This window comes from Mycobacterium malmoense (assembly GCF_019645855.1).
Classification (GTDB): Bacteria; Actinomycetota; Actinomycetes; order Mycobacteriales; family Mycobacteriaceae; genus Mycobacterium; species Mycobacterium malmoense.
Genome location: NZ_CP080999.1, coordinates 3,526,612 through 3,553,125, shown reverse-complemented (window position 1 = coordinate 3,553,125; position 26,514 = coordinate 3,526,612). Strand labels below are relative to the sequence as shown.

At 65.7% G+C, this 26,514-nt stretch carries 20 protein-coding genes, 2 tRNA genes and 2 pseudogenes; 18 read left to right on the top strand and 6 right to left on the bottom strand.

Going from position 1 to position 26,514, the window contains the following annotated elements:
* Window positions 1–9: 9 nt before the first annotated feature.
* On the bottom strand, window positions 10–1,587 hold the full coding sequence (locus tag K3U93_RS16330; protein WP_083010515.1) for a glycoside hydrolase family 13 protein: 1,578 nt from the start codon (window positions 1,585–1,587) through the stop codon (window positions 10–12).
* Entirely contained in the window at window positions 1,587–1,976 is a 390-nt protein-coding gene (locus K3U93_RS16325; RefSeq protein ID WP_083010516.1) for a globin, read from the bottom strand. The genes K3U93_RS16330 and K3U93_RS16325 overlap by 1 nt, the downstream gene beginning before the upstream one ends.
* Window positions 1,977–2,118: 142 nt before the next feature.
* Between K3U93_RS16325 and K3U93_RS16320 the strand changes: the two genes are divergently transcribed.
* The 3 genes from K3U93_RS16320 to K3U93_RS16310 all read left to right on the top strand — a co-directional run bounded on the left by K3U93_RS16320 (window position 2,119) and on the right by K3U93_RS16310 (window position 3,926).
* Window positions 2,119–2,766, top strand: a complete 648-nt coding sequence (locus K3U93_RS16320) for an HNH endonuclease (RefSeq protein WP_083010517.1) — start codon at window positions 2,119–2,121, stop codon at window positions 2,764–2,766.
* Between the two features lie 478 nt (window positions 2,767–3,244).
* Window positions 3,245–3,472, top strand: coding sequence for an aa3-type cytochrome oxidase subunit CtaJ (gene ctaJ, locus K3U93_RS16315; protein ID WP_083010600.1), 228 nt, complete (start codon window positions 3,245–3,247; stop codon window positions 3,470–3,472).
* Window positions 3,459–3,926: a DUF5130 domain-containing protein gene (locus K3U93_RS16310; protein WP_083010518.1), complete on the top strand. Its 468-nt coding sequence runs from the start codon at window positions 3,459–3,461 to the stop codon at window positions 3,924–3,926. Before ctaJ ends, K3U93_RS16310 begins: the two co-directional genes overlap by 14 nt.
* Window positions 3,927–4,365: 439 nt before the next feature.
* Here the strand turns inward: K3U93_RS16310 and pepN are convergent, their stop codons facing one another.
* Window positions 4,366–6,966, bottom strand: a complete 2,601-nt coding sequence (gene pepN, locus K3U93_RS16305) for an aminopeptidase N (RefSeq protein ID WP_083010519.1) — start codon at window positions 6,964–6,966, stop codon at window positions 4,366–4,368.
* Window positions 6,967–7,084: 118 nt separating this feature from the next.
* Here pepN and K3U93_RS16300 point away from each other — a divergent pair, with 118 nt between their 5' ends.
* The 4 genes from K3U93_RS16300 to K3U93_RS16285 all read left to right on the top strand — a co-directional run bounded on the left by K3U93_RS16300 (window position 7,085) and on the right by K3U93_RS16285 (window position 9,666).
* Window positions 7,085–7,708: an Rv2466c family mycothiol-dependent reductase gene (locus K3U93_RS16300; protein ID WP_083010520.1), complete on the top strand. Its 624-nt coding sequence runs from the start codon at window positions 7,085–7,087 to the stop codon at window positions 7,706–7,708.
* A 219-nt stretch (window positions 7,709–7,927) separates the two neighbouring features.
* Window positions 7,928–8,407 (top strand): ribose-5-phosphate isomerase, encoded by a 480-nt coding sequence (locus K3U93_RS16295; protein WP_071513429.1) that lies wholly within the window; start codon window positions 7,928–7,930, stop codon window positions 8,405–8,407.
* A gap of 9 nt (window positions 8,408–8,416) precedes the next feature.
* Window positions 8,417–9,220: an Fpg/Nei family DNA glycosylase gene (locus K3U93_RS16290; protein WP_083010521.1), complete on the top strand. Its 804-nt coding sequence runs from the start codon at window positions 8,417–8,419 to the stop codon at window positions 9,218–9,220.
* Window positions 9,221–9,375: 155 nt separating this feature from the next.
* Window positions 9,376–9,666, top strand: a complete 291-nt coding sequence (locus K3U93_RS16285; RefSeq protein WP_230981334.1) for an Mtp family mycobacterial-type pilin — start codon at window positions 9,376–9,378, stop codon at window positions 9,664–9,666.
* Between the two features lie 46 nt (window positions 9,667–9,712).
* Here the strand turns inward: K3U93_RS16285 and K3U93_RS16280 are convergent, their stop codons facing one another.
* Complete coding sequence (locus K3U93_RS16280; RefSeq protein ID WP_083010522.1) at window positions 9,713–10,906, bottom strand: serine hydrolase domain-containing protein; 1,194 nt, start codon at window positions 10,904–10,906, stop codon at window positions 9,713–9,715.
* A 32-nt stretch (window positions 10,907–10,938) separates the two neighbouring features.
* Window positions 10,939–11,009 (bottom strand) — tRNA-Gly (locus K3U93_RS16275).
* A gap of 168 nt (window positions 11,010–11,177) precedes the next feature.
* Between K3U93_RS16275 and K3U93_RS16270 the strand changes: the two genes are divergently transcribed.
* The 4 genes and pseudogenes from K3U93_RS16270 to clpP2 all read left to right on the top strand — a co-directional run bounded on the left by K3U93_RS16270 (window position 11,178) and on the right by clpP2 (window position 14,164).
* Window positions 11,178–11,254: transfer RNA gene (locus K3U93_RS16270), tRNA-Pro, on the top strand.
* Between the two features lie 46 nt (window positions 11,255–11,300).
* Window positions 11,301–12,689: pseudogene (gene tig / locus K3U93_RS16265) on the top strand (trigger factor); the annotation flags it as partial.
* A 237-nt stretch (window positions 12,690–12,926) separates the two neighbouring features.
* Window positions 12,927–13,535: an ATP-dependent CLP protease proteolytic subunit ClpP1 gene (clpP1, locus tag K3U93_RS16260; RefSeq protein ID WP_139796933.1), complete on the top strand. Its 609-nt coding sequence runs from the start codon at window positions 12,927–12,929 to the stop codon at window positions 13,533–13,535.
* Window positions 13,532–14,164, top strand: a complete 633-nt coding sequence (clpP2, locus tag K3U93_RS16255; RefSeq protein ID WP_083010524.1) for an ATP-dependent CLP protease proteolytic subunit ClpP2 — start codon at window positions 13,532–13,534, stop codon at window positions 14,162–14,164. The genes clpP1 and clpP2 overlap by 4 nt, the downstream gene beginning before the upstream one ends.
* 54 nt (window positions 14,165–14,218) lie before the next feature.
* On the opposite strand, the gene mmuM is transcribed toward clpP2, so the two are convergent.
* Complete coding sequence (gene mmuM / locus K3U93_RS16250; protein WP_176219963.1) at window positions 14,219–15,094, bottom strand: homocysteine S-methyltransferase; 876 nt, start codon at window positions 15,092–15,094, stop codon at window positions 14,219–14,221.
* Between the two features lie 265 nt (window positions 15,095–15,359).
* On the opposite strand from mmuM, the gene clpX reads away from it, so the two are divergent.
* From clpX to K3U93_RS25270, 7 genes and pseudogenes are all read left to right on the top strand, one after another.
* Window positions 15,360–16,640 carry an ATP-dependent Clp protease ATP-binding subunit ClpX gene (gene clpX, locus K3U93_RS16245; RefSeq protein ID WP_071513365.1) on the top strand — a complete coding sequence of 427 codons (1,281 nt, stop codon included), beginning with the start codon at window positions 15,360–15,362 and terminating at the stop codon, window positions 16,638–16,640.
* Between the two features lie 296 nt (window positions 16,641–16,936).
* Window positions 16,937–18,913 carry a 2-oxoacid:acceptor oxidoreductase subunit alpha gene (locus tag K3U93_RS16240; protein ID WP_139796934.1) on the top strand — a complete coding sequence of 659 codons (1,977 nt, stop codon included), beginning with the start codon at window positions 16,937–16,939 and terminating at the stop codon, window positions 18,911–18,913.
* 5 nt (window positions 18,914–18,918) lie between these two features.
* The gene (locus tag K3U93_RS16235) at window positions 18,919–20,019 is read left to right on the top strand and encodes a 2-oxoacid:ferredoxin oxidoreductase subunit beta (RefSeq protein ID WP_071513427.1); all 1,101 of its coding nucleotides are present in this window, start codon (window positions 18,919–18,921) and stop codon (window positions 20,017–20,019) included.
* 1 nt (window position 20,020) lies between these two features.
* On the top strand, window positions 20,021–20,647 hold the full coding sequence (gene mobA, locus K3U93_RS16230) for a molybdenum cofactor guanylyltransferase (protein ID WP_230981332.1): 627 nt from the start codon (window positions 20,021–20,023) through the stop codon (window positions 20,645–20,647).
* Window positions 20,648–22,397: 1,750 nt separating this feature from the next.
* Window positions 22,398–23,114 (top strand): annotated as a pseudogene (locus K3U93_RS25715) (PE family protein); the annotation flags it as partial.
* A 152-nt stretch (window positions 23,115–23,266) separates the two neighbouring features.
* On the top strand, window positions 23,267–24,532 hold the full coding sequence (locus K3U93_RS16220) for a hypothetical protein (protein ID WP_139797254.1): 1,266 nt from the start codon (window positions 23,267–23,269) through the stop codon (window positions 24,530–24,532).
* A 629-nt stretch (window positions 24,533–25,161) separates the two neighbouring features.
* Window positions 25,162–26,472, top strand: a complete 1,311-nt coding sequence (locus K3U93_RS25270) for a hypothetical protein (RefSeq protein ID WP_220688549.1) — start codon at window positions 25,162–25,164, stop codon at window positions 26,470–26,472.
* The last annotated feature ends 42 nt before the right edge of the window (window positions 26,473–26,514 follow it).

The window sequence follows — 26,514 nt, the reverse complement described above, 5'->3', positions numbered from 1 at the left end:
GTGGCCCGATTACACCAGCCACGCCGCGGCGTCCGGCGGCAAGTGCCCGTCGACCAAGGGCGCGCTGGCCAAAAGGAGTTCTCCGGGCGGCAATGCTATCGGCCGGCGGCCGGCGTTCAGCGCGCACACCAAACCCTCGCCGCGGCGCCGAAATATCAGCGCATCGCGGGGCGAGTCCAACCAATCTATCTCGTTGCCATCGAATTCGCTTCGCCTCCTGCGCAATTCGAGTGCCCGCCGGAAGAACCACAGCGTCGAGTCGGGATCCGCGTTCTGCCTTTCGACGGTCAGCGCCGACCAGTCCGCGGGCATCGGCAGCCAGGTGTCGGGGCTCGTGGAGAACCCGAACGGGGGAGCGTCGCCCGACCACGGGATCGGAACCCGGCAGCGGTCGCGGCCGCGTTCGGTGTGTCCCGAGCGTTCCCACGTCGGGTCTTGCAGCACCTCGTCGGGCAGCTCCACGTCGGGCAGGCCCAACTCCTCGCCGTTGTAGAGGAACACCGCGCCCGGCAGGGCGAGCATCACCATCGCCATGGCCCGCGCCCGGCGCAGCCCGATCGCGCCGCCGCCGTAGCGGGTGACCTCGCGGCCCACGTCGTGGTTGGACAGCGTCCAGGTGGGGGTGGCGTTTTCGATCGCCGTGGCCGCCAGCGAATTCTGGATCGCGTCGTGGATTTCGGCGGCGTCGAAGTCGATCTTCGTCAGCCGGAAGTTGAAGCCGAGGTGCAGTTCGTCGGGCCGCAGATACTCGGCCCAGCGGGCGTTGTCGGTGACCCACACCTCGCCGACGGTTACCGCGCCGGGATAGTCGTCGACGATCGCGCGGATGCCGCGGTGGATCGCGTGTACGTCGGGGTTGTTGAAGCGCGGGTCGTCGTCGCTGTGGTGCAACACCCTCATGTCGCCCTGCGTGTCCGGCAGGCCGGGCGGCTTGGCCATCCCGTGCGCGACGTCGATGCGGAAGCCGTCCACACCGCGTTCCAGCCAGAACCGCAGCGTCTTCTCGAAGTCGTCGAAGACGTCGGGGTGCTCCCAGTTCAGGTCGGGCTGCTCGGCATCGAAGAGGTGCAGGTACCACTGGCCGGGGTTGCCGTCCGGTTCGACCACGCGCGTCCAGGCCGGCCCCCCGAACACCGACTTCCAGTTGTTCGGCGGCAGCGCCCCGCCGGGGCCGCGTCCGTCGCGAAAGAAATAGCGCTCCCTGGCGTCGGTGCCGGGGCCGGCGGCCAGCGCCGCCTGAAACCACGGGTGCTGGGAACTGGTGTGGTTGGGCACCACGTCCATAGTGATCTTGATACCCCGCCGGTGCGCCGCGTCGACCAGCCGCTCGAACGCCGCCAGCCCGCCGAACAACGGGTCGATGTCGCGGGGATCGGCGACGTCGTAGCCGTGGTCGGCCATCGGCGAGACGGTGACCGGGTTGAGCCAGATCGCGTCGACACCCAGCCGTTCCAGGTGCCCCAACCGGGCCGTCAGTCCGTCCAGGTCGCCGACGCCGTCGCCATCGCTGTCGGCGAACGACCGCGGATAGACCTGGTAGAAGACGGCGTTCGACCACCAAGGCCGCTGCGTTTCGTGGCCGGACATCAAATCGGTGAGTTGACGAGGGAGTGGGCGGCCATCTCCAGGTAGCCGAGCAACTCGCGGCGGTGCTCGTCGTCCAGGGTGCGCGAGTCGATGGACGCGACGGCGGTGTGCATGCACCGCAGCCAGGCGTCGCGCTCGATGGGGGTGATCCGGAACGGGGCGTGACGCATCCGCAGCCGCGGGTGTCCGCGCCGGTCGGAGTAGGTTCGCGGGCCGCCCCAGTACTGCTCGAGGAACATGCGCAACCGTTCTTCGGCGCCGGCCAGGTCGTCTGGGGGATACAGGTCGCGAAGGATCTCGTCTTCGGGGACCTGCGCATAGAAGCGCGACACGATCGTTTTGAACGTCTCGGCACCGCCGACAGCGTCGTAGAAGCTCACTTGATCCATCCCCTCCATTGTGGTGTATCGCCGGGGCGGCGACACGCGGCGGGCCGTGAGATGCCCCGCTGTTCACCGGTTCGACACGGCGCGCACCTGCAATAGGGGTGCGATTGGCGGCGAATCATGGTGGACTATCCGCGGAGGATCTATGGCGCAGGGCAAGAGACGCCGCAGCCACCGCAGTTCCGGTGCCGCGGCAGGGCTAACCGGACCCGCAACCGCGTCATGCCTGCACAGTGTCGATAGCCATCCGCCCACCCGCCACGAGACCGTGTCGGTGTGGAGCCGCCGGCGGGTGTTGCTGCTGAATTCCACCTACGAGCCGCTGACCGCGCTGCCGATGCGGCGGGCCATCATCATGGTGATCTGCGGCAAGGCCGACGTGGTGCACGACGACCCCGCCGGACCGGTGATCCACTCGGCGACCAGGTCGATCGTGGTGCCGTCGGTGATCCAGCTGCGGTCCTACGTGCGGGTTCCCTACCGCGCCCGGGTCCCGATGACCCGGGCCGCGCTCATGCACCGCGACCGTTTCTGCTGCGCCTATTGCGGGGCGAAGGCCGACACCGTCGACCACGTGGTGCCGCGCAGCCGCGGAGGCGACCACTCCTGGGAGAACTGCGTCGCGTGCTGCTCGACGTGCAACCACCGCAAGGGCGACAAGCTGCTCACCGAGCTTGGCTGGGCGCTGCGCCGGGTACCACTGCCGCCGACGGGCCAGCACTGGCGGCTGCTGTCGACGGTCAAGGAACTGGATCCGGCCTGGGCTCGATACCTCGGTGAGGGCGCGGCCTGACGGCCTTTACCGGTTTCTTGGTGATCGATCCGATCGTAGGGATTGTCCTCCATCGACTGGCATCCTGTTGCCTTGCCGAAGGTTCCCGCGGGGGAGACCTCCCTTCGCAAGAAGGGGCCATCGTTTATTAGTGTGATTCTCAATTGGCATGCGGGAGACATGACCAATGCCAGTCGGATGATGTTTCATCCATGAGGCCAATATTGACGTGAAATCGGTTCTACTCCATGGATTTTGGGCTATCCAATCGCTGACGTCGGCTCGTCATGGGTTGTGGAGGTTGTTGCCCAACCCTGCCGGCATGTCGTGATGGGTCTCGGTCGTCCAGAAATGCCAATTAGCCACTGGCAGCGACTTCTCACCAACGCGGACACAATGACGAGCAGCGCACGAGCCGTCAGATCCGTGGGCGACAAATTCTTGAGTCCGAGTGTGCGGGTAGATCACCCGGTGGGATACGGTTTGCGTCGTGAGCCTTCTGGAGATTCACCTCTTCTTCATCGGAATCCCGCTGTTGCTGGTGGCCGTGCTGTCGGCGCTGGTCTGGTCGCACAAGGGACCCCATCCCGCGACCTACAAGTTGTCGGAGAAGTGGACACATCCGCCGATCCTGTGGGCTGCCACCGACGAGGACGTCGGCGGTGCGCACGGCGGACATGGCACATCGGAGTTTTCGGTTGGAGGTGGCGCCAGTGGCACCTGGTGAGGTAGCGACGATCGAGCCCACCGAGCTGCCCAAGGGCTCGGTGATCACCACCAGCGGACGGATCTCGGGTGTCACCCAGCCCGGAGAGCTATCCGTGCACTACCCGTTTCCGATCAAAGACCTCGTCGCCATCGACGACGCCCTGAAATACGCTTCGCGGGCGTCCGGGGCGCGGTTCGCCATCTACCTCGGCGACCTGGGTAGCGACACCGCCGCGCGGGCTCGCGAGATTCTGGCCAAGGTATCCACGCCGAACAACGCGGTGCTGCTCGCCGTCTCGCCTAACCAGTCCGTCATCGAGGTGGTGTACGGCTCACAGGTCCGCGGGCGCGGCGCCGAGTCGGCCGCACCGCTGGGAGTGGCCGCCGCTTCATCGGCGTTCGAACAGGGTCACCTGGTCGACGGGCTGGTCAGCGCCATCCGCGTGCTCAGCGCGGGGATCTCCCCGGCCTAACGGCTCTAGCGTTTCGGCCTGAAAACCTTGATCACTCTGGTGATGACCTGGGCCTGCTTTGGGTCAACAAAACTGCGAACATGACTGCATACTGGCTGGGTGTTGCACGTGAGCGGGTGTTGCGGATCGGTCGCGAGGAGTTCGGCGGCGCGCATCGGCTGACGAGACGATCCGCCGGCTGATCGATGAGCACTGGCAGGCCGCTGCCATCGCGGCCGTCCGCCGCTACCCAGGACGACCCCAAGGGTGGGCGGCCTCGAAATGTGCGATGTCGCGCATCAGGAGAGCCAGCGCCCGGTGATGGTCATTCCCGCAAAGATCGTTGCGGTGGGCCGTCGAGGGTGCGCAGTTGTACGCGACACGCCGGTCGATGGTGTGCAAACACGCACGCTCGGCGCGCAGCTAGCCCACGCACGCTCGGCGCGGTAGGAGGTGCGCGCTAGCCGGCGCCGTCGAACCGGCGCGCCTTCAACGCCCGCTTTACTCCCGCTTGGCCCTCGAGGACCAGGCGCCGCAAGGCGGGCGGCACCTCCGACTCGGGCGCGGCCAGGAACTCATCGGCCGCCGCGACACCGGCATCGCTGATGTCCCAGGACGGGTAGAGGCCGATCACCACCGTCTGGGCGACCTCGCTGGAGCGCCGCGCCCACACCCCGGGTATCGCCTCGAAGTAGCGCGCGGTGAACGGCGTGAGCAGCTCGCCCTGCCCCGGCGCCACGATGCCCGCGATGATCGCCCGGGCCGTGATGTTGGGCAGGGTGTCGTCCTCGACCACCGTCGTCCAAGCTTCTTCCTTGACGCGCGGTTGCGGCCGCGCCGCGGCCGCCTGGGCGCCGTGGCGCTTGCCCGCCGCGGTCGGGTCGCGCTGAACTTCGGCGTCGATAAAGGGCGTTGCGGGCCCGTCGGCGTCAATGTCGCCGGCGGTGGCCAGCGCGGTCACGATGCGCCAGCGTAGGTCGGTGTCGATCTCCAGGCCCGCCAACCCCAGGTCGGCGGGATCGTGGTCGAGCAGGTCGGCCAGCGTCACCACATGCCGGGTCGACAGCACCGACGAGCACAGCGCGTTGACGAAGGCCAGCTGATGATCCGACCCGGGCGGCGCGCTCCGGGCCAATTCCAGCAGCCGGTCGGCGAACCGCGGCCAGCCGTGCTCGCGGGCCCAGCCCGGCTCGGTGTAGGACGCCAGCGCCGTCTGCGCCTGCAGCAGCAGCCGCTGCGCCACCCCGACCTCGGTTTCGGCCTGCACGCCGCCCGAGACCAGCGCCACGAAGTCGCGGGCACGCAGCTCGGCCTCGCGGGTCATCTCCCACGCCGCCGACCACACCAGCGTGCGCGGCAGCGGCTCGGCGATGTCGGCGATGCGCGCCAGCGCGGTCTGTAGCGACTGGGCGTCCAGCCGCAGCGAACAGTACGTCAGGTCGTCGTCGTTGACCAAAATCAGCTGGCCGCGCGAAACACCAACCAGCGCGGGAACTTCCGTGACGGAACCCTCGACGTCGAGCTCCTCCCGGCACACCCGCACCAGCCTGCCGGCCCCGTCCTCGTCGTAGATCCCGACGGCCAGCCGGTGCACCCGGGTCTCACCCGCGCCCGGCTCCGCGCCGCTCTGCGTCACCGCGAACCGGGTGAACCTGCCCTCGGGGCCCGGGCCGTCGACGTCGAAATCGGGCCGCAGCGTGTTCAGCCCAGTGGTTTTCAGCCACTGCTGACCCCAATTCGACAAGTCGCGGCCAGACGCCTTCTCCAGCGCGGCGAGCAGATCGTCGAACGTGGCATTGCCGTAGGCATGCGCGCGGAAGTAGTCGCGCAGCCCGGCCAGGAACTGCTCCAGCCCGACGTAGGCGACCAGCTGCTTGAGCACCGAAGCGCCCTTGGCGTAGGTGATTCCGTCAAAATTCACCTCGACAGCGGCCAGGTCGGGGATGTCGGCGGCGATCGGGTGCGTCGACGGGAGCTGGTCCTGCCGGTAGGCCCACGACTTTTCGGCGTTGGCGAACGTCGTCCACGCCTCGGTGAATTCGGTTGCCTCGCTTTGGCATAGCACCGACGCGAAGGTCGCGAATGACTCATTGAGCCACAGGTCGTCCCACCATGTCATGGTGACCAGGTCCCCGAACCACATGTGCGCCATCTCGTGCAGCACCGTCTCGGCGCGCCGCTCATAGGAAGCCCGGGTGACCTTGCTGCGGAAGACGTAGTCCTCGAGGAACGTCACCGCTCCGGCGTTTTCCATTGCGCCGGCGTTGAATTCGGGAACGAACAGCTGGTCGTACTTGCCGAACGCGTACGGCAACCCAAAGTTCTTGTGGTAGAAGCCAAATCCCTGCTTGGTCTGGGTGAACAACCGCTCGGCGTCCATGTGCTGCGCCAGCGAGGCCCGGCAGTAGATGCCCAGCGGGATCTCGCCGTGTTCGTCGGTGTAGGAGTCTTTCCATTCCGCATATGGACCGGCAATCAGGGCCACCAGGTACGTGCTCATCCGCGGGGTAGTGACGAAGGTGTGCACGCCGTTCTCCACGGATGCGGTAGCTCCATTGGAGATCACCTTCCAGTGCCGGGGTGCGGTCACCCGCAAGTCGAATGTCGCCTTGAGGTCGGGTTGGTCGAAACAGGCGAACATCCGCTTGGCGTCGGCGGTTTCGAATTGCGAGTACAAGTAGGTCTCGTCGTCCACCGGGTCGACGAAGCGGTGCAGACCCTCACCGGTGTTGGAGTAGCGGCAGTCGGCGTCGACGACGACGACGTTGCGCTCGGCCAGTCCGCGCAGCGGGATGCCGGTCGATTCGTCGTATTCGGAGACATCGAGGTCGCGTCCGTTGAGGGTGGCGCTGCGTACCCTGTCGGCGGCGATGTCGAGGACGGTGTCGGCGCCGGCGAGCGAGTCGAACACCACGGTGGTGGTGGACCGGAAGGTCCCTTCGCCGGACGGGCCGCTGGGATCGGAGCCGTCGGTGACATCGAGGCTGATCTGGTAGCTGTCGACAGTGATCAGGGCGGCGCGTTCGACAGCCTGGTCCCGGGTCAGGTTAGGAAGGGCCATGCGTCCAACTTAAAGCGTGGCGGGCCGGCGCCACAGGGCGGGAACAGACGCGCGGTGACTACGGTTGTGCCAGGCGGTGTTCTGAACCGTGTCTGGCTCTCCAGGAGAGGACTGCGCTATGCCCGAGAAGGCCCCGGTGAAAAACCAAGCCGATTTCTGGTTCGACCCGCTGTGCCCGTGGTGTTGGATCACGTCGCGCTGGATCCTCGAGGTGGAGAAGGTTCGCGATATCGAGGTGAACTTTCACGTCATGAGCCTCGCGATACTGAACGAAAACCGCGAAGGACTGCCGGAGAAATATCGGGAAAACATGAAGAGGGCGTGGGGGCCGGTGCGCGTGGCCATCGCCGCCGAGCAAGCCCACGGTTCCGGCGTCCTGGACCCGCTGTACACGGCGATGGGCACCCGGATTCACAACGAGGGCAACAAAGACCTCGACGAGGTCATCAAGCTGTCGTTGGCCGATGCCGGCCTGCCGGCGGAGCTTGCCGAGGCCGCTAACAGTGACGCTTACGACGACGCGCTGCGCAAGAGCCACCACGCCGGGATGGACGTGGTCGGTGACGATGTCGGCACGCCGACCATCCACGTCAACGGTGTGGCGTTCTTCGGGCCGGTGCTCTCGAAAATCCCGCGTGGCGAGGAGGCGGGCAAGCTGTGGGACGCCTCGGTGACGTTCGCGTCCTACCCACACTTTTTCGAGCTCAAGCGGACCCGCACCGAGCCGCCCGAATTCGACTAGACCAGTCGGGCGGCGACCCGCTGCGCCCGGCTCCGCCGCGCTGGCGATCGCCGCGACCAGTCGGGCGGCGACCCGCTGCGCCCGGCTTCGCCGCGCTGGCGATCGCCGCGATCAGTCGGGCCGCCGCCGAGGCGCCGACAGTGAAACCAGCGACGCGACACGCCGAGAATTGCGTCGCGGGGTTCACACTGGGCGGGTCGGCGGGTAAGGATGTCCGGCATGCGCGTCTACCTGGGTTCCGATCACGCCGGATACGAGCTCAAGCAACAGATCGTCGAGCACCTCAAGGAATCTGGGCACGAGCCGATCGACTGCGGCGCCTTCAGCTACGATCCCGACGACGACTACCCGGCGTTTTGCATCGCCGCCGCGACGCGCACGGTGGCCGACCCCGACAGCCTGGGCATCGTGCTCGGCGGATCGGGCAACGGCGAGCAGATCGCCGCCAACAAGGTCCCAGGAGCCCGCTGCGCGCTGGCGTGGAGCGTCGAGACGGCGACGCTGGCGCGTGAGCACAACAACGCGCAGTTGATCGGCATCGGCGGCCGCATGCACACCGTGGCCGAGGCGCTGTCCTTCGTGGACGCGTTCCTGAGCACTCCGTGGTCGAAAGCCCAACGCCACCAACGGCGTATCGACATCCTCACCGAGTACGAACGCACTCACCAGGCGCCGCCGGTGCCCGGCGCCCCGGCCTGAGTCGGCACCGTGCCCGAAGGCCATACCCTGCACCGGCTGGCCCGGCTGCACCAGCGCCGATTCGCTCGCTCGCCGGTTGCGGTGTCCAGCCCGCAGGGCCGGTTCACCGAATCGGCCGCGGTGGACGGCCGGGTGCTGCGCAGCGCCAGCGCGTGGGGCAAGCACCTGTTTCATCACTACGCCGGCGGCCCGATCGTGCACGTGCACCTCGGCCTGTACGGCACCTTCACCGAATGGCAACGCCCCGGCGATGGGCTCCTACCGGAGCCGGTCGGGCAGGTGCGGATGCGGATGGTCGGCGCCGACTACGGCACCGACCTGCGCGGCCCGACGGTGTGCGAGGTGATCGACGAAGCCCAGGTCGCCGATGTGGTGGCCAGGCTCGGTCCCGACCCGTTACGCAGCGACGCCGACCCGTCGTGGGCGTGGGCCCGAATCACCAAGTCGCGCAGGCCGATTGGCGCGTTGTTGATGGACCAGACCGTCATCGCCGGGGTGGGCAACGTCTACCGCAGCGAGTTGCTGTTCCGCCACGGCATCGACCCGTTCCGGCCCGGCCGGGGGATCGGCGAGGCGGAGTTCGACGCGGCGTGGACGGATCTGGTGGCGTTGATGAATGTCGGCTTGCGCGGCGGCAAGATCATCGTGGTGCGGCCCGAACACGACCACGGCCCGCCGTCGTACCGGCCCGGGCGGCCCCGGACGTACGTGTATCGGCGCGCGGGCGAGCGGTGCCGGGTGTGCGGCGAGCCGATCCGCACGGCGGTGTTGGAGGGCCGCAACGTGTTTTGGTGCCCGGCGTGCCAGAAATGACGGAGCGCCCCAGCAGCCCGAAAACCCGCAGGCCATCACCCGGCGGGTCGCTGCCAGAAGGGATACGCTGGCGTCTCTGGTTTAGACACGGTCTCGTCGGGGTATGGGTGGGAACCGTGAAAACTCTTCCACGTTTAGCTGCAACGATTTTCGCGGTGACTGTCGGTCTGGGGCTGGCGGGGCTTGGTGTAGCGACCGAAGCCCACGCGCAGCCCGGGCCCTTCCCTCAGTGGTGCCCGGGAGACTTCTGGGACCCGGGTTGGGGTCCGAACTGGGACGGAAACAACTGCCACGACAACTGGCGCGGACCCGGGCCCAACCCGCATCCCGAGCCCTACCGCGGACCGGGCGGTCCGGGTGGCCCCGGTGGCCCGGCCGGCCCCGGCGGCCCGGGCGGCCCGGGCGGGCCTGGCGGACCGGGCGGTCCCGGATGGGATCATCACTGACGCTCTTCACCACCGCACCCTGCCGAACCGTTCGGCGGGGTGCGGTTTATGTCTGGGCCCGCTCGAGGACTCCGAGCGCGGCGTAGACCTCGTTGCTGAGGGCGACGCTTCGCGGGTCCGCGTTGGCCTTGGTGGCGTCGAAGCGATTCGTCACGTATGCGTAGCCGATTCGGTGCTCCAAGTCGACAAACCCGAATGAGCCACCGAGGCCGCCGTGGCCGAAGATCCGGCGGTTGGGCCCGTTGACGCCGCGCTGGTTCAGCATGTAGCCCAGCCCCCAGCCATGGTCGGCGACCCGCGGGCCCAGCACCAGATCGGTGTCGTGGCCGCCCTGCGACACCCGGACCAGGTCCATGTGCTCACGGCTGAGCAGCTTCTCCTGCGCGAGCGCGTTATAGAAGGTCGCCAATCCCAGCGCCGACACCTGGCCGTTGGTGCCGGGGAACTCGAGTTCGCGCCACAGGCGCAGGTCGTGAGAGCCGAGCTCGTCGTCGGGCGCAAATCCCATGGACACCGACAGCGCGGCCTTGGGGTGCTCGGCCAGGTTGGTCGGGTAGCCGGGTGCATGCACCTCGGCCAGCAGGTCGCGGGCGTGCGGCTTGTTGACCCGCTCGGCGCAGCGCCGCTGGTCGGCGGGGGACAGGCCGATGTGCACGTCGGCGCCCAGCGGTTCGGCGATCTCGGTGCGCAGATACTGACCGACGGTGCGGCCGGTCACGCGGCGGAACACCTCGCCGAGGATGAAGCCGAACGTGGTCATGTGGTAGCCCTGGGCGGTGCCCGGCTCCCACCAGGGTTCGGCGGCGGCCAGTTGCTCGCAGACGAAGTCCCAGTCGGCGACCTTCTCCCAGCTCATCCGGGTGCGCGGCCCGATGACGCCGGACCGGTGGCTCATCACCATGGCCAGCGTGATGGCCTCCTTGCCGGCCTGGCCGAACTCGGGCCAGTAGCGGGCCACCGGCGCCTGCAGGTCCAGCTCGCCGCGGTCGGCCAGTTGATGCACGCACGTTGACGTCAGCCCCTTGGTGCCGGACAGCACCGTCGTCAGGGTGTCTTGTCGCCATGGACGGGTGCCTGCGGCGTCGGCCCAGCCGCCCCAGAGGTTGACGACCAGGTCCCCGTCGACCCAGACCGCGACGGCCGCGCCGACCTCTTTGCCCAGCGCAAAGTTGCGCTCGAACGCGTCGCGCACTCCGACGAAGTCCGACGCGCATGAGCCTTTGATGTGGACTTCGCTCATGGCGCCTTTCTGCCGAGCAAAACTTAGCTCCGAGCGGGCGACGGGAATCGAACCCGCGTCGCTAGTTTGGAAGACTAGGGCTCTACCATTGAGCTACGCCCGCAAGTATTAGTCGAGCGAGACTGTATCTGGCGGTGACTTTCAAATCTAATCGAAGCGGTTCCGTGATCGCTCCGTGAGGTCTGACGGGTCTCTGAGAGGTCATGGAAGGTCGCTGCGAAGCCTGTGGCGAACCTGGCCCTGGAGGGCCTTAGGATCATCGAGGTCAGCGCGGGGTGTAGCGCAGCTTGGTAGCGCATCCGCTTTGGGAGCGGAAGGCCGCAGGTTCAAATCCTGTCACCCCGACCAAACCAGCGCCGTACCGCGGCACGACCAGACACCGAGGAGCACACCCGTGAAGAGCAGCGTCGAGCAACTGAGCCCCACCCGGGTGCGCATCAATGTCGAGGTGCCTTTCACCGAACTCGAGCCCGATTTCCAGCGGGCCTACAAGGAGCTGGCCAAACAGGTGCGGCTGCCCGGCTTCCGGCCGGGGAAGGCGCCCGCGAAGTTGCTGGAGGCCCGTTTCGGCCGGGAGGCGATGCTCGACCAGGTCGTCAACGAGGCGCTGCCCGGCCGGTATGGACAGGCGGTCGCGGAGTCGGAAGTCCAGCCGCTCGGCCAGCCCAACATCGAGGTCACCAATAAGGAGTACGGCCAGGATCTGGCCTTCACCGTCGAGGTCGACGTCCGCCCCAAGATCACCCTTCCGGACCTGAGTGAGCTAAAGGTTTCGGTGGAGCCGATCGAGGTCACCGACGCCGACGTCGACGCCGAACTGGAGTCGTTGCGTGCGCGGTTCGGCACCCTGACCGGGGTGGATCGGCCGGTGGCCGACGGCGACTTCGTCTCGATCGACTTGTCGGCCACCGTCGACGGCGAGGACGTCCCCGGCGCCGCTGCGCAGGGACTGTCCCACGAGGTCGGCTCCGGGCGGCTCATCGCAGGCCTCGACGAGGCGCTCGTCGGTTTGTCCGTCGACGAGTCCCGCGAGTTCACCGCGCAGCTGGTCAGCGGCGAACACGCCGGGCAGGACGCGGAGGTGACCGTCACCGTCAGGTCGGTCAAGGAACGTGAACTGCCGGAGCCCGACGACGAATTCGCCCAATTGGCCAGCGAATTCGACACCATTGACGAGCTGCGGTCCAAGCTGCGCGACCAGGTGCGGCAGGTCAAGCGCGCCCAGCAAGCGGAGCAGATCCGAAACGCCACGATCGACGCTCTCCTCGAACAGGTCGACGTGCCGCTGCCGGAGGCGATCGTTCAGGTCCAGTTCGACAGCGCCATGCACGGCGCGCTCAGCAGCCTCAACCACGACGAGGCCAGGCTCGCCGAGGTGCTCGCCGAGCAGGGCAAGTCGCGCGAGGAGTTCGAGAGCGAGACGCGCGCCGCCGCCGAGACGGACGTCAAAAGGCAGCTGTTGCTGGATGCGCTGGCCGACGAATTGCAGGTCCAGGTCGCCCAGGGAGACCTCACCGAACGACTGTTGGTGACATCGCGGCAATACGGCATCGAGCCGCGGCAGCTGTTCGCCTACCTTCAGGAGAACAACCAGCTTCCGGCCGTGTTCGCCGACGTGCGGCGCGGACTGGCCATCGCCGCGGCGATCGAAGCCGCTACGGTCACCGATACCGATGGAAACGCCATCGATACCAGTGATTTCTTCGGCAAGCGCCCGGAGGCCGAGGCTGGCGAGGTTGAGGAGGCCGGGGAGTCTGGCGTGGCCGAGCCTGCCGACGAGGCTGGGGAGCCCGAGGAGTCCGGCGCGGCTGAGCCGACCGGCGAGGTTGAGGAGTCCGGCGCGACCGGTGAGCGCAGTGAGGTCCAAGCCCCGGACGGCTCCGACGACGAAGCGAAATGACGGAGGCCATGACGCTGTGAGCGAACGCGCCCATTTCAGGGGGTGCGTGGCCGTCAAACAGCGGGCCAGGTTGGTTAGTGTCGGTGCAGAGAAGAACTCGAGAAAGCAGGTGCCCCAACTGTGAGCAAAGTGACTGACATGCGTTCGAACTCGCAGGGTCTCAACCTCACGGACTCGGTCTATGAGCGCTTGCTCTCCGAGCGCATCATCTTCCTGGGTTCGGAGGTGAGCGACGAGATCGCCAACCGGCTGTGCGCACAGATTCTGCTGCTCGCCGCCGAGGACGCCACCAAGGACATTTCGCTTTACATCAACTCGCCGGGCGGATCGATCAGCGCCGGGATGGCGATCTACGACACCATGGTCCTGGCGCCCTGCGACATCGCCACCTACGCGATGGGCATGGCCGCCTCCATGGGCGAATTCCTGCTGGCGGCCGGCACCAAGGGCAAGCGCTACGCGCTGCCGCACGCCCGCATCCTGATGCACCAGCCGCTGGGCGGGGTGACCGGCAGCGCGGCCGACATCGCCATCCAGGCCGAGCAGTTCGCCGTCATCAAAAAGGAAATGTTCCGGCTCAACGCGGAATTCACCGGCCAGCCGATCGAACGCATCGAGGCCGACTCCGACCGGGACCGCTGGTTCACCGCCCAGGAAGCCCTGGAATACGGGTTCGTCGACCACATCATCACCCGCGCCGCCCACATCACCAACGGAGAAGCCCAGTGAATCAGATCCAGCCCCAGGCGCGGTACATCCTGCCGTCGTTCATCGAGCACTCCAGCTTCGGCGTCAAGGAGTCCAACCCCTACAACAAGCTGTTCGAGGAGCGCATCATCTTCCTCGGCGTCCAGGTCGACGACGCCTCGGCCAACGACATCATGGCGCAGCTACTGGTGCTCGAGTCGCTGGACCCCGACCGCGACATCACCATGTACATCAACTCACCCGGTGGCGGGTTCACCTCGCTGATGGCGATCTACGACACCATGCAGTACGTGCGCGCCGACATCCAGACGGTGTGCCTGGGTCAGGCCGCCTCGGCGGCGGCGGTGCTGCTGGCCGCCGGAACGCCGGGTAAGCGAATGGCGCTGCCCAACGCGCGCGTGCTGATCCACCAGCCGTCGCTGTCCGGCGTGATCCAGGGGCAGTTCTCCGACCTGGAGATCCAGGCCGCCGAGATCGAGCGGATGCGCACGCTGATGGAGACCACGCTGGCCCGTCACACCAACAAGGACCCCGCGGTCATCCGTAAGGACACCGACCGGGACAAGATCCTCACCGCGGAAGAGGCCAAGGACTACGGGATCATCGACACCGTCCTGGAATACCGGAAGCTGTCCGCCCAGACCGTCTGAGGCTTCGCCGAGCCTGTAAATCTGCAGGCAAAGTGCGAGTAGCGGCCTGCAGGATTACAGGCTCGGCGAAAGTACCGACGCCATCTCGGCGATGTCGGCCGGACCCACGCGACAACATCCGCCGACTATGCGCGCCCCGGCCGCCACCCACTGCGTCGCAAGCTGTGCGGAGAACCGTCGCGGACCGACCCACGCGTGGCCGTCCCACGACTCACCGCTGTTCGGGTAGACAATCACCGGCTTGCCGACATTCGCCAAGCGGATCGCCGGCAGCACGTCCTCGGGCGCACAGCAATTGACGCCGACCGCGACGATCTCGGGAACCCCGGCGGCCACCGCGAACGCGTCGGTAAGCGGCTGCCCGGCGCGGGTCCGGGTCCCGTCGACGGTGTAACTGAGCCAGGCCGGCACGCCGAGCGAATGAACCAAATTGACCAGCGCTTCCGCCTCATCGATATCGGGCACGGTTTCCAGCGCCAGTACGTCCGCGCCGGCGGCCGCCAGGATTTCCAGCCGCGGTCGATGCCACCGCATCAAAGCCGCGACGGACAGGCCGTAGCGTCCGCGATATTCGGATCCGTCGGCGAGCGCGGCGCCGTACGGTCCGACCGAGGCCGCGACCCAGAGGCCGGGCGCGCCGACCTCGTCACGCGCGGCCTTGGCGAGTTCGACGCTGCGGCGCAGCAGGCCGGCGGTTTCCCGGCGGTCGATTCCGTCGGCCGCGAAGCCCTCGAACGATGCCTGGTAGCTGGCCGTCGTCGCGATCGCCGCGCCGGCGCGAAAGTACGCGGCGTGCACCGCGACGATCTCCTGCGGGGCATCCGCCAGCAGCCTGGCCGACCACAGCGCGTCGGAAAGATCGTGGCCGCGAGCCTCGAGCTCGGTGGCCAGGCCGCCGTCGAGCAGCACGAATTCGCTGGACAACGCCAATCCCACACGGCCACTGTAGGGCGGTCGGCCGGCGAGCAGGCCTCGGTCGGGTAACGACCGCGACACGCCAAAGACACGTAATGCGCGTCTCGGCGAGTGGCGGGCGCCGTATGCCTATATGTTTCATTCAGACAGCACAGGCATGAATACCAACGACGCGATTCGGCGCTAATGGTCGCGTCGGGCCCGAGCTAGCGGGTAGCGTCGGGGATTACATGCGGCATAGCAAGACGAACGGCGAACAAGGAAGTAGGCCCTCAGCACCATGGCGCGCATCGGAGACGGCGGTGACCTGCTGAAGTGCTCGTTCTGCGGGAAGAGCCAGAAGCAAGTCAAGAAACTCATTGCTGGTCCCGGTGTGTATATCTGCGATGAGTGTATCGATCTCTGTAACGAGATCATCGAAGAGGAGCTCGCCGACGCCGACGATGTCAAGCTCGACGAACTGCCCAAGCCCGCCGAGATCCGGGAGTTCCTCGAGGGATACGTCATCGGGCAGGACACCGCCAAGCGGACGCTGGCCGTCGCGGTCTACAACCACTACAAGCGGATCCAGGCGGGCGAGAAGGGCCGGGACTCCCGGGCGGAGCCGGTCGAGCTGACCAAGTCCAACATCCTGATGCTCGGGCCCACCGGCTGCGGCAAGACCTACCTGGCGCAGACGCTGGCCAAGATGCTCAACGTGCCGTTCGCCATTGCCGACGCGACCGCGCTGACCGAGGCCGGTTACGTCGGTGAGGACGTCGAGAACATCCTCCTCAAGCTGATCCAGGCCGCCGACTATGACGTCAAGCGCGCCGAGACCGGCATCATCTACATCGACGAGGTCGACAAGATCGCCCGCAAGAGCGAGAACCCGTCGATCACGCGCGACGTGTCCGGTGAGGGCGTCCAGCAGGCCCTACTGAAAATCCTGGAGGGCACCCAGGCGTCGGTTCCCCCGCAGGGCGGCCGCAAGCACCCGCATCAAGAGTTCATCCAAATCGACACCACCAACGTGCTGTTCATCGTCGCGGGTGCGTTCGCCGGATTGGAAAAGATCATCTACGAGCGCATCGGCAAGCGGGGGTTGGGCTTCGGTGCCGAGGTGCGCTCCAAGGCCGAGATCGACACCACGGACCACTTCGCCGACGTGATGCCCGAAGACCTCATCAAGTTTGGCTTGATCCCCGAATTCATCGGGCGGCTTCCGGTGGTGGCCTCGGTCACCAACCTGGACATGGACTCATTGGTCAAGATCTTGTCCGAGCCGAAGAACGCGTTGGTCAAGCAGTACACCCGGCTGTTCGAGATGGACGGCGTGGAGCTGGAGTTCAGCGACGACGCGCTGGAAGCGATCGCCGATCAGGCGATCCACCGTGGCACGGGTGCGCGCGGCCTGCGGGCGATCATGGAAGAGGTCCTGCTGCCGGTGATGTATGACATCCCGAGCCGCGACGACGTCGCCAAAGTGGTGGTGACCAAGGAGACCGTGCAGGACAACGTGCTGCCGACGATCGTGCCGCGCAAGCCGTCGCGCAGTGAGCGCCGCGACAAGAGCGCCTAACGCCTCGAGGATGACGGCCGCGACGTCACAACGCCGCGATCCCCGGTCAGCGCGATGGACGTGACCAAGACCACAGTTCTGGTTGTTGGCGCCGCTGTGCCCTAGCTGACTTCGGCTTTTGGCGACAAACCCGCTGCATGTAATCGCTCGGAGACGGCCATGCGCCGCCAAAAGCAGTGCCATAATTGGTACTGCCAGTGACACACAAGCTTGACGGCGCGGGGGTCACTCCTGGGGCGCGTACCCTAAACCTCCAGTGGAGTGGCTGTCCGGGTAACGAAATGGAAGGCGGAGACGTGGATCCGAACGGCAGCGGAGCCGGGTCAGATTCCCATAATGGCTCCCCGCAGAACGGGGCGTCTCATCCCGGGTCCGACCGGCAGCGTCTGGAACAAGTTGTCATCCGATTCGCGGGGGACTCCGGGGACGGCATGCAGCTGACGGGTGACCGGTTCACGTCGGAGGCAGCGCTTTTCGGCAACGACCTGGCAACCCAACCGAACTACCCCGCCGAGATCCGCGCCCCCGCAGGCACATTGCCGGGGGTCTCGTCCTTCCAGATCCAGATCGCCGATTACGACATCCTGACCGCCGGCGACCGACCCGATGTGCTCGTCGCCATGAACCCGGCGGCGCTGAAGGCCAACATCGGCGACTTACCGCGCGGCGGAATGGTGATCGCGAATTCCGACGAATTCACCAAGCGCAACCTGACGAAGGTGGGCTACGTAACCAACCCGCTGGACTCCGACGAGTTGTCCGACTACGTCGTGCATTCCGTCGCGATGACCACCCTGACCCTCGGGGCCGTCGAGGCGATCGGCGCGTCGAAGAAGGACGGCCAGCGCGCCAAAAACATGTTCGCCCTTGGCCTTTTGTCCTGGATGTACGGCCGGCCGATCGAGGCGAGCGAGAAATTCATCAGGGAGAAGTTCGCCCGCAAGCCCGACATCGCGGAGGCCAACGTGCTCGCGCTCAAGGCGGGCTGGAACTACGGCGAGACGACCGAGGCCTTCGGCACCACTTACGAGGTCTCGCGCGCGACCTTGCCCGCCGGCGAATACCGCCAGATCTCCGGCAACACCGCGCTGGCCTACGGCATCGTCGCGGCCGGTCAGCTGGCCGGCATCCCCGTCGTGCTCGGCAGCTATCCGATCACGCCGGCCTCCGACATCCTGCACGAGCTGTCCAAGCACAAGAACTTCAACGTGGTCACCTTCCAGGCCGAAGACGAAATCGGCGGCATCTGCGCGGCGATCGGCGCTTCCTACGGTGGTGCGCTCGGGGTCACCAGCACGTCCGGGCCGGGCATCTCGCTGAAGTCCGAAGCGCTGGGCCTCGGCGTGATGACCGAGCTGCCATTGCTGGTCATCGACGTTCAGCGGGGCGGACCGTCGACGGGATTGCCCACCAAGACCGAACAGGCCGACCTGCTGCAGGCGTTGTACGGCCGTAATGGGGAGTCGCCGGTGGCGGTTGTGGCGCCCCGGTCGCCGTCCGACTGCTTCGAGACCGTCCTCGAGGCCGCGCGCATCGCGGTGTCGTATCACACCCCGGTGATCGTGTTGTCCGACGGCGCGATCGCCAACGGCTCGGAGCCGTGGCGCATCCCGGATGTCGGCAAGCTGCAGCCCATCAAGCACGTCTTCGCCAAGCCGGATGAGCCCTTCCAGCCGTACGCGCGCGACCCGGAGACGCTCGCTCGCCAATTCGCCGTTCCCGGCACCCCTGGCCTGGAACACCGCATCGGTGGCCTGGAAGCCGCGAACGGCTCTGGCAACATCTCCTACGAGCCGGTCAATCACGACCTCATGGTTCGGTTGCGGCAGGCCAAGATTGACGGCATCGCCGTTCCCGACCTGGAGGTCGACGACCCGACCGGGGACGCCGAGCTACTGCTGATCGGGTGGGGCAGCTCGTACGGTCCCATCGGTGAAGCCTGCCGGCGCGCGCGGCGCAAGGGCATCAAGGTCGCGCACGCCCACCTGCGCCACCTCAGCCCGTTCCCGGCGAACCTGGGCGACGTGCTCCGGCGCTACCCGAAGGTGGTATGCCCGGAGATGAACCTGGGCCAGCTGGCGCTGGTGCTGCGGGGCAAGTATCTGGTCGACGTGCAATCGGTCACCAAGGTTCAGGGTGTCGCGTTCCTCGCCGACGAGATAGGGCGCGTCATCCGCGCCGCGCTGGGCGGAACGCTGGCCGAGGTTGAGCAAGACAAGACGATGGTCGCCAGAATGGCGGCGGCAACGGTTGGAGCGGGAGCTAGCGCATGACCGACATGACTGACGTGATCGGCGATCTGGCGGGCACGGACCTCGGGTTGACTCCAAGGTTGACCAAAAACGACGGGGTGCCCACTGTGTCTGTTGAAGATCAGCCGCAGAAGGCCAAGGACTTCACCAGCGACCAGGAGGTGCGATGGTGCCCGGGCTGCGGTGACTACGTCATCCTCAACACCATCCGCAACTTCCTGCCGGACCTCGGCCTGCGCCGCGAGAACATCGTGTTCGTCAGCGGCATCGGCTGCTCGAGCCGGTTCCCGTACTACCTGGAGACCTACGGGTTTCACTCCATCCACGGCCGCGCGCCGGCCATCGCGACCGGCCTGGCCCTGGCCCGCGAGGACCTGTCGGTGTGGGTGGTCACCGGCGACGGTGATGCGTTGTCGATTGGCGGCAACCACCTGATCCACGCGCTGCGCCGCAACGTCAACATCACGATCTTGCTGTTCAACAACCGGATCTACGGGCTGACCAAGGGCCAGTACTCGCCGACGTCGGAGGTCGGCAAGGTGACCAAGTCGACGCCGATGGGATCGCTGGATCACCCGTTCAACCCGGTCTCGTTGGCGTTGGGCGCCGAGGCCACCTTCGTTGGCCGGGCACTGGACTCCGACCGCAACGGCCTCACCGAGGTGCTGCGCGCCGCCGCCGAACATCGCGGCGCGGCGGTTGTCGAGATCCTGCAGGACTGCCCGATCTTCAACGACGGCTCGTTCGACGTGCTGCGCAAGGAGGGCGCCGAGGAGCGGGTGATCAATGTCCGCCACGGAGAGCCAATTGTGTTCGGCGCCAACGGCGAATACTGCGTCGTGAAGTCCGGCTTCGGCCTGGAGGTGGCCAAGACCGCCGACGTGGCCGTCGAGGAGATCGTCGTGCACGATGCGCACGCCGACGACGCCGCCTATGCCTTTGCGCTGTCGCGGCTGTCCGATCAGAACCTCGATCACACCGTGCTGGGCATCTTCCGGAATGTCAGCAGGCCCACCTACGATGACGCGGCGCGCGCTCAGGTCCGCGCTGCCCGGTCGGCGAAGCCGTTCGATTCGGCCGCCCTGCAATCGTTGTTGCGCGGGCGCGACACCTGGACCGTCGACTAAGGTGGCCAAACTCGTGCCCGACGCAGTGGAACAGGCCGGGTTTCTGGCAGGGATAGTGCTCGCCGGCGGCGAGTCCCGGCGCATGGGCCGCGACAAGGCCAGCCTGCCCGTCCCCGGATCCGCCAGTTCCACCACGATGGTCGAGCACGTCGTCGGCGTTCTCGGACAGCGCTGCGACCCGGTTTTCGTCATGGCCGCCCAAGGGCAACCGCTGCCGCCATTGGCGACCGCTCGCGTCATGCGCGACGAGCTGCGGGGGTTGGGGCCGTTGCCGGCGACCGCCCGCGCATTGCGCGCGGCCTCCGACGCCGGCGCCCGGCTGGCGTTCGTCTGCGCCGTCGACATGCCATTTCTCGCCGTCGAGCTGATCGACGATCTCACCCGCAGGGCCGTCGAGACCGGTGCCGAAGTGGTGTTGCCGTGGGACGGCCAGGATCATTACCTCGCCGCGGTGTACCGAACCGATCTGGCCGCTCGGGCCGACGCCCTGGTGGGCGCCGGCGAGCGCAAGATGCGCGCCTTGGCTGACGCCTCTGACACCCAGCGAATCGTCCTCTCCGATTCTCACGCGCTGACCAACGTCAACACGGCGGACGAGCTGCGTGCACTGGTGCGGCCGGGGGCCTGAGCTCGCCAGCCGGGTCGGGTGCGCAGGGAGCTTGTTTGGTTCGCTATTTGTCGCCATTTGTGGCGCAAAGACGTAGGTCATCGACTTGAGGCCCCTGCCGGTCGCGAGTTGTGAGCCAGGTCGGGTGAGACTTGTACGGGAAGTGGTGTTCCGGACTGATCCGATTGCTGCGTAAGGAACAACAATTATCCCAGCTCAGAGGGCACTTTCCTTTTATTTCGGCACCCAGTAACCATCAAGCCTGTCGGTGGATCGAGGCTTGGTGTTGGCCAGGTGAAGGTGGGGTGGGTGCTGGGTCAATCGGGTTTGTGGTGTTGGCGGTGGTGCTGGTCAACGCGGTGCTGGTGGTGGTTTCGCTCGTTTGTTCGGTGGTGGCGTGGGGGCGAACTGGACATACCTGAGAATTACTTAGGTTCGCAGGCCTTTCGATCGGGCCTAGGCAGTCGCGTGCGGAACGTGTGGCTCCGCAATCCTCATGAAGCGGAAAAACTACTGGTAGTCAGGCTATATGCCCGTATCACAGCAAACCCTCTCCACCATAAGGGTAGTTCAATTTGAAAGTACCCGTCGGTAGCGGCAGACCCGCATCCACCCCCCTCACTCAACATAACCATCACCGCAACACAAAGACCGTTGGCCATCGCATACAGGACGCCCTTTGTTTTTGCTGAAATACGCTCGTATTTTTTGCTGACATCACCCACGCCGACAAATACCTCACCAACAAGTCACGGTAGTAATTGTCGGCGTTCACGGAATTCCTCCGGGTTGGGCGGGGATGTTGCTCGGGTCATTCTGGCATATGCGATCTGCAGCGCAGGGCCGCGGTGTCGTAGTGTGTATCGGTCGGGCGCTGCCATTACCCCACGGTTCAAAATCAATCCCGCCGGCTGATCGTCAGCTTTAGCTCCTCGCCGGCCCCTTTCCCGCAGCTCCGATGCGAGCCGAACCGGGCATAGGCAACCACGCCGACGTTCATCCGCGTTAACGGTGATGTCGTTTTACCAGTCCCTCAATCCTAAGTGCCGCGCTCTGTTCACGCGGCGTGACTATTCGTGATGATTGAGGCCTATCCGGCCGGGATGTATAGAGTCGCCGTCACGTCATTAATTTCGCCCTTACTGTGGCCGGGTTTTGCTGTCAACACCTCTCGTGAGCGTTTATTTCCCATTGTGTTGCCGTGATTTTGTCAATGTAATTCTCAGCTATGTTTTTGATCCATCGTCACCATTGTCGGTCCAGGGAAGGCTCGCAAATGAAACGCAAACAGCACCGCATGCGGCGAAACCACCGCACCGCCAAGGCACGCCGTCACGGTCGCGTGCTCGGCATGAGCACCGCCGCCGGCGCATTCCTGAGCGCCGCAATCACCCCCCTCACCCCCCTCGCCGCCGCACCCCCGGCCCGTGCCGGCGTGCTCGACATGATCATCGACCCCCTCCTCCAGCCGGTAATCTCCGCTGCTAGCCAAGCCGCCCTTGAGGGCATTAACGCAGGCACCGCGGCTCTGGAGAGTGTTACCGCGGGCACTACGGCCGCTCTGAATGGCCTGAGCGCGGGTGCGAGTGTGGCGGCGTTCGACGGCATTCATACCGCCGCGCTCGAGGGCATTACTCATAGCATTAATGCCAGCGTCGCCGCTTTTAATGCCGGCGCGTTGGGCACCACTCTCGAGGGTGTGCATGCCAGTGCTGCGGCCGCCCTCAACGTCGATGGTCTTAGTGCCGCCGCTGTCGAAAACCCTCGTGTCGTGCTGAATGACCTCATCTACGGCGCGTTCGAGACGTTCTATACCGGGATTCACGGGGCTGGTGAGTCGTGGATTGCCAGCCCAACCGGCCAATCCGTGGACGGGGCGCTCAATGCGCCGTTCGTCGATTTATTCGGACGTGACTTGATCGGCAATGGCGTCACCAATGCCGGCCCCAACACCTCGTTAATCGGCAGTCTCGGGCTCAACGGCAGCCTCCACGATGGCGGGTTCCTATTCGGTGATGGCGGATCGGGTGCGGCCGGCACCGCCACTCACCCCGTTGGCTATGCCGGTGGTTCGGCCGGGTTGATCGGTAATGGCGGTGTTGGCGGTGCTGGACTCGTCAACAACCCCGGCGGTGTTAGTAACGGTGGTGCCGGTGGTGCCGGTGGCTGGCTGATGGGCAACGGCGGTGCGGGCGGGGCTGGCGGCTCCACCGTCGCCGCCGGCGCTTACTCCGGTGCCGGTGGTGCCGGTGGCGCGGGTGGCCTGCTGTTCGGCAACGGCGGTGCGGGCGGGGCTGGCGGCGCCGCCACCGGCGCGGGCGCCATCGCCGGTGACAGCGGTGGCGGAGGTAACGGTGGCGCGCTTGTCGGTAACGGCGGTGCGGGCGGTGTCGGCGGCTCTGCCCCCGGCGGTTATGGCTATGGGGGTGGCGCCGGCGGTTTCGGCGGGATGCTGGCCGGCAACGGTGGTAATGGCGGTAACGCTGGCCTGGGCTCCTACGGCTGGAGCGGCGACGTGGGTGGGGCCGGTGGGCTCGCCGGGATTCTCGGCCAAACCGGTATAGCCGGCAGCAATGGGACCACCTAAGCAGCCATCGAGTCTACGAACATCCAGACCACAGACAGCAAAGGAACTCTGACATGCAACAGCGAATAGCTTTTCGACCTCTCGTCACCGCGGGTGCCGCGGCAGTGGGTGCCAGCATGATCGCCCTCACTCCGGTGGTGTCCAACGACGTGGCTGCCGATATCCAGCACGGCGTGGTGAACGCCGAGCACCGCGCGGTAGCGCTGGCCGATACCGTCGTCAACCCGATTCAAAGCTGGATGGACCTCATCCAAACGACGCAGACCAACCTGCAGACGGTAACGCAGGACTTTCTTAGTCTTCCGTTCCCGGCCGCGCAGCAGCTAGCTGCGAACTGGCTTCAGTACGGCGATCTCTACGTTTCGACAATGCAGACCGGCGCAATCAACGCTGTCAGTTACTTCACCGAGTCCGGCGCTAATGATTTTCTACCTCTGCTTCAGTCGGCGTCTAGCGACCTGATTTCGGGCAACGTTGAAGGCTCGATAAATAACCTGATCGCAGCTTTATACACTTACCCATTTACGCAAATCGGGCAACCACTGGAAGCTACGTTGGATATACCTAAAACTATGTCAACGAATTTCGGAAATGCGGTTAACACGCTGCTAGGCTCAGGCGTAACGGATCTCGGTGTCTACCTTGTTTTCGCGCCAAAAGTTATCGGGGAAGCATTCGGATCCAGCTTACAGTTGGCCGTTAATTCAGCCAATAGCGGAGATCTGGTAGGGGCGTTCGCTAACTTGTTGGATGTTCCGCCTGTGACGTTGGACGCAATCATCAATGGATCCGGAACACCGCCTGATTTTGGCCTTATCAATACGCCATATGCTGGCCTATACGTCGAGCTGTCAAATATTTCAAAGCTTCTTGCGCAAGCTATCGTCGCCCCTAATAGCCAAAATATCGTGAACGGTGGCAGCCTCCCGGTAGCAACCCAGGAATTTCTGACCCAGCTGACTACGGGTTGGCCATCTCTGCAGACTGCTTTCAATCAACTGTTGAACACGGTGGGTCAGTTGCTCGGCGGCGGCGGTGCCGCCGCTACTGCCGGCTTCGTGAATGCTGATAGCGCTATGGCTGGCCTGGCGGCTGGCCTGCCCGGATTGTCAACCGATCTGTTGAAGGGTTTTGACCCGGCGGCGGTGACCAACATTGCAGGTTGGCTCGGTACGTCAATGGCGACCGATATCGCCGCTGCTCTGCCGGCCGATATTGCTGGTGTGCTGCCGGGCGATGTCCCTGCCATGGCGGGTCGTCTGGGTGCTGATCTTGCGTCGGTGCTGCCGGGGATGATCCTGAGCGTTTTGCATTTCTGAGTCTCACTGCTTTGAGTCCGGCGGCGGTCACTGATGCTGCGAGCCGGTGACCCGCTAACGGCGATCGGCCCCCTTTCACACGAAGGGGGCCGATCGTTTATGAGTGGGCTTGTCCAGGCGCCTCTACCCCTTGAGACAGCACATGGGTTTCAAGCGTGTCAGCAGCTGCATCGCGTGCGGGGGATCGATTCGGTGGGCGATCTTGGGTGGTTTTTAGGCACCGTTTTTTGGTGTGGCCGTCATCGTTGTTCGGTCGTGGTCTCCCGCACGGTGTCCTGTTTCCGCGGAGGGGCCTTTTAACTGTCTACGCGGGACGGGCTGTTGTCTTTAACGGTGAAGACGTCGTCGGGGTGGTTTGTTCAACGAATGGGCTAAGGCGGTGTGCTGAAACACTGATTGCGGATCGCGATGGCGCATTATCGTGGTGATGAATTTGAGGATCCGGTCGGGCAATTCCTGTAACAGGGTAACCATCCGATCATAATTTCGCTCTTACTGTGGCCGGGTTTTGCTGCCAATACCTATCCTGGGGGCTTATTTCTTCGTGTGTTGGCGTGATTTTGTCAATGTAATTCTCAGCTATGTTTTTGATCCATCGTCACCGTTGTCGGTCCAGGGAAGGCTCGCAAATGAAACGCACACAGCACCGCATGCGGCGAAACCACCGCACCGCCAAGGCACGCCGTCACGGTCGTGTGATCGGCATGGGCACCGCCGCTAGCGCATTTTTGACCGCCGCAATCACCCCCCTCGCCCCCCTCGCCGCCGCACCCCCAGCCCGTGCCGGCGTGCTCGACATGATCATCGACCCCCTCCTCCAGCCGGTAATCTCCGCTGCCAGCCAAGCCGCCCTTGACGGCATTAATGCAGGCACCGCGGCTCTGGAGGGTGTTACCGCGGGCACCACGGCAGCTCTCGATGGCCTGAGCGCGAGTGCGAGTGCGGCTGCTTTCGACGGCATTCATACCGCCGCGCTCGAGGGCATTACTCATAGCATTAATGCCAGCGTCGCCGCCTTCAATACCGGCGCGTTGGGCACCGCCCTCGAGGGTGTCCATGCCAGCGCTGCTGCCGCCCTGAATGTCGGCGGGCTCGGTGCTGCTACCCCTGCTGGGAATGTTGAGCTGAACCAGCTCGTGTATGGAGTGTTTGACACGTTCTATAACACGATTCACACGGCCGGTGAGTCGTGGATTGCCAGTCCGACTGGTGAGCAGGTGGATGGGGCGCTCAATGCGCCGTTCGTCTACTTATTCGGACGTGACTTGATCGGCAATGGCGTCAACGGTTTCGCCGGTGCCAATACTTCGCCGTTAGGCAGTACCGGGCTCTTCGGCAACCTCGGCTCCGGCGGGTTCTTGTTCGGCGATGGCGGGGCCGGTGCGGCCGGTACCGCCGCTCATCCCGCCGGTTATGCCGGCGGCGCCGCCGGGGTGATCGGCAACGGTGGCATCGGCGGGGCCGGTCTCAACGGCAACGGCGGCTTTACCGTTAACGATGGTGGTGCCGGCGGTGCCGGCGGCTTACTGATGGGCAACGGCGGCGCTGGCGGCGCCGGTGGTGCCCTCATCAGCGGTAACAACACTGCTGGCTTTGGTGGTGTTGGTGGTTCCGGTGGTTTGCTGTTCGGCAATGGCGGCGCCGGCGGTGTCGGCGGAGGTGCCGGCGCCGGTGCTTATGCCAGCGCTGGCACCGGGGGCACCGGCGGTAACAGTGCCTGGTTGGTCGGCAACGGCGGTGGTGGGGGCGCTGGTCCCGCCGGCCCCTTCGGGGGTTATGGCGGTGCTGGTGGTTTCAGCGGGCTGCTGTCCGGCAATGGCGGTATCGGAGGCAATGGTGGTTTCGGCAGTTACGCCGGCTACGGCGGCGCCGGCGGCGCTGGTGGCCTCGCCGGGATCCTCGGCGCGAAGGGCGCGGCCGGCATTACGCCCACCAGCTAATTCGGCAGATCTCGTTTACAACCATTCGGTTCACAGACCAGT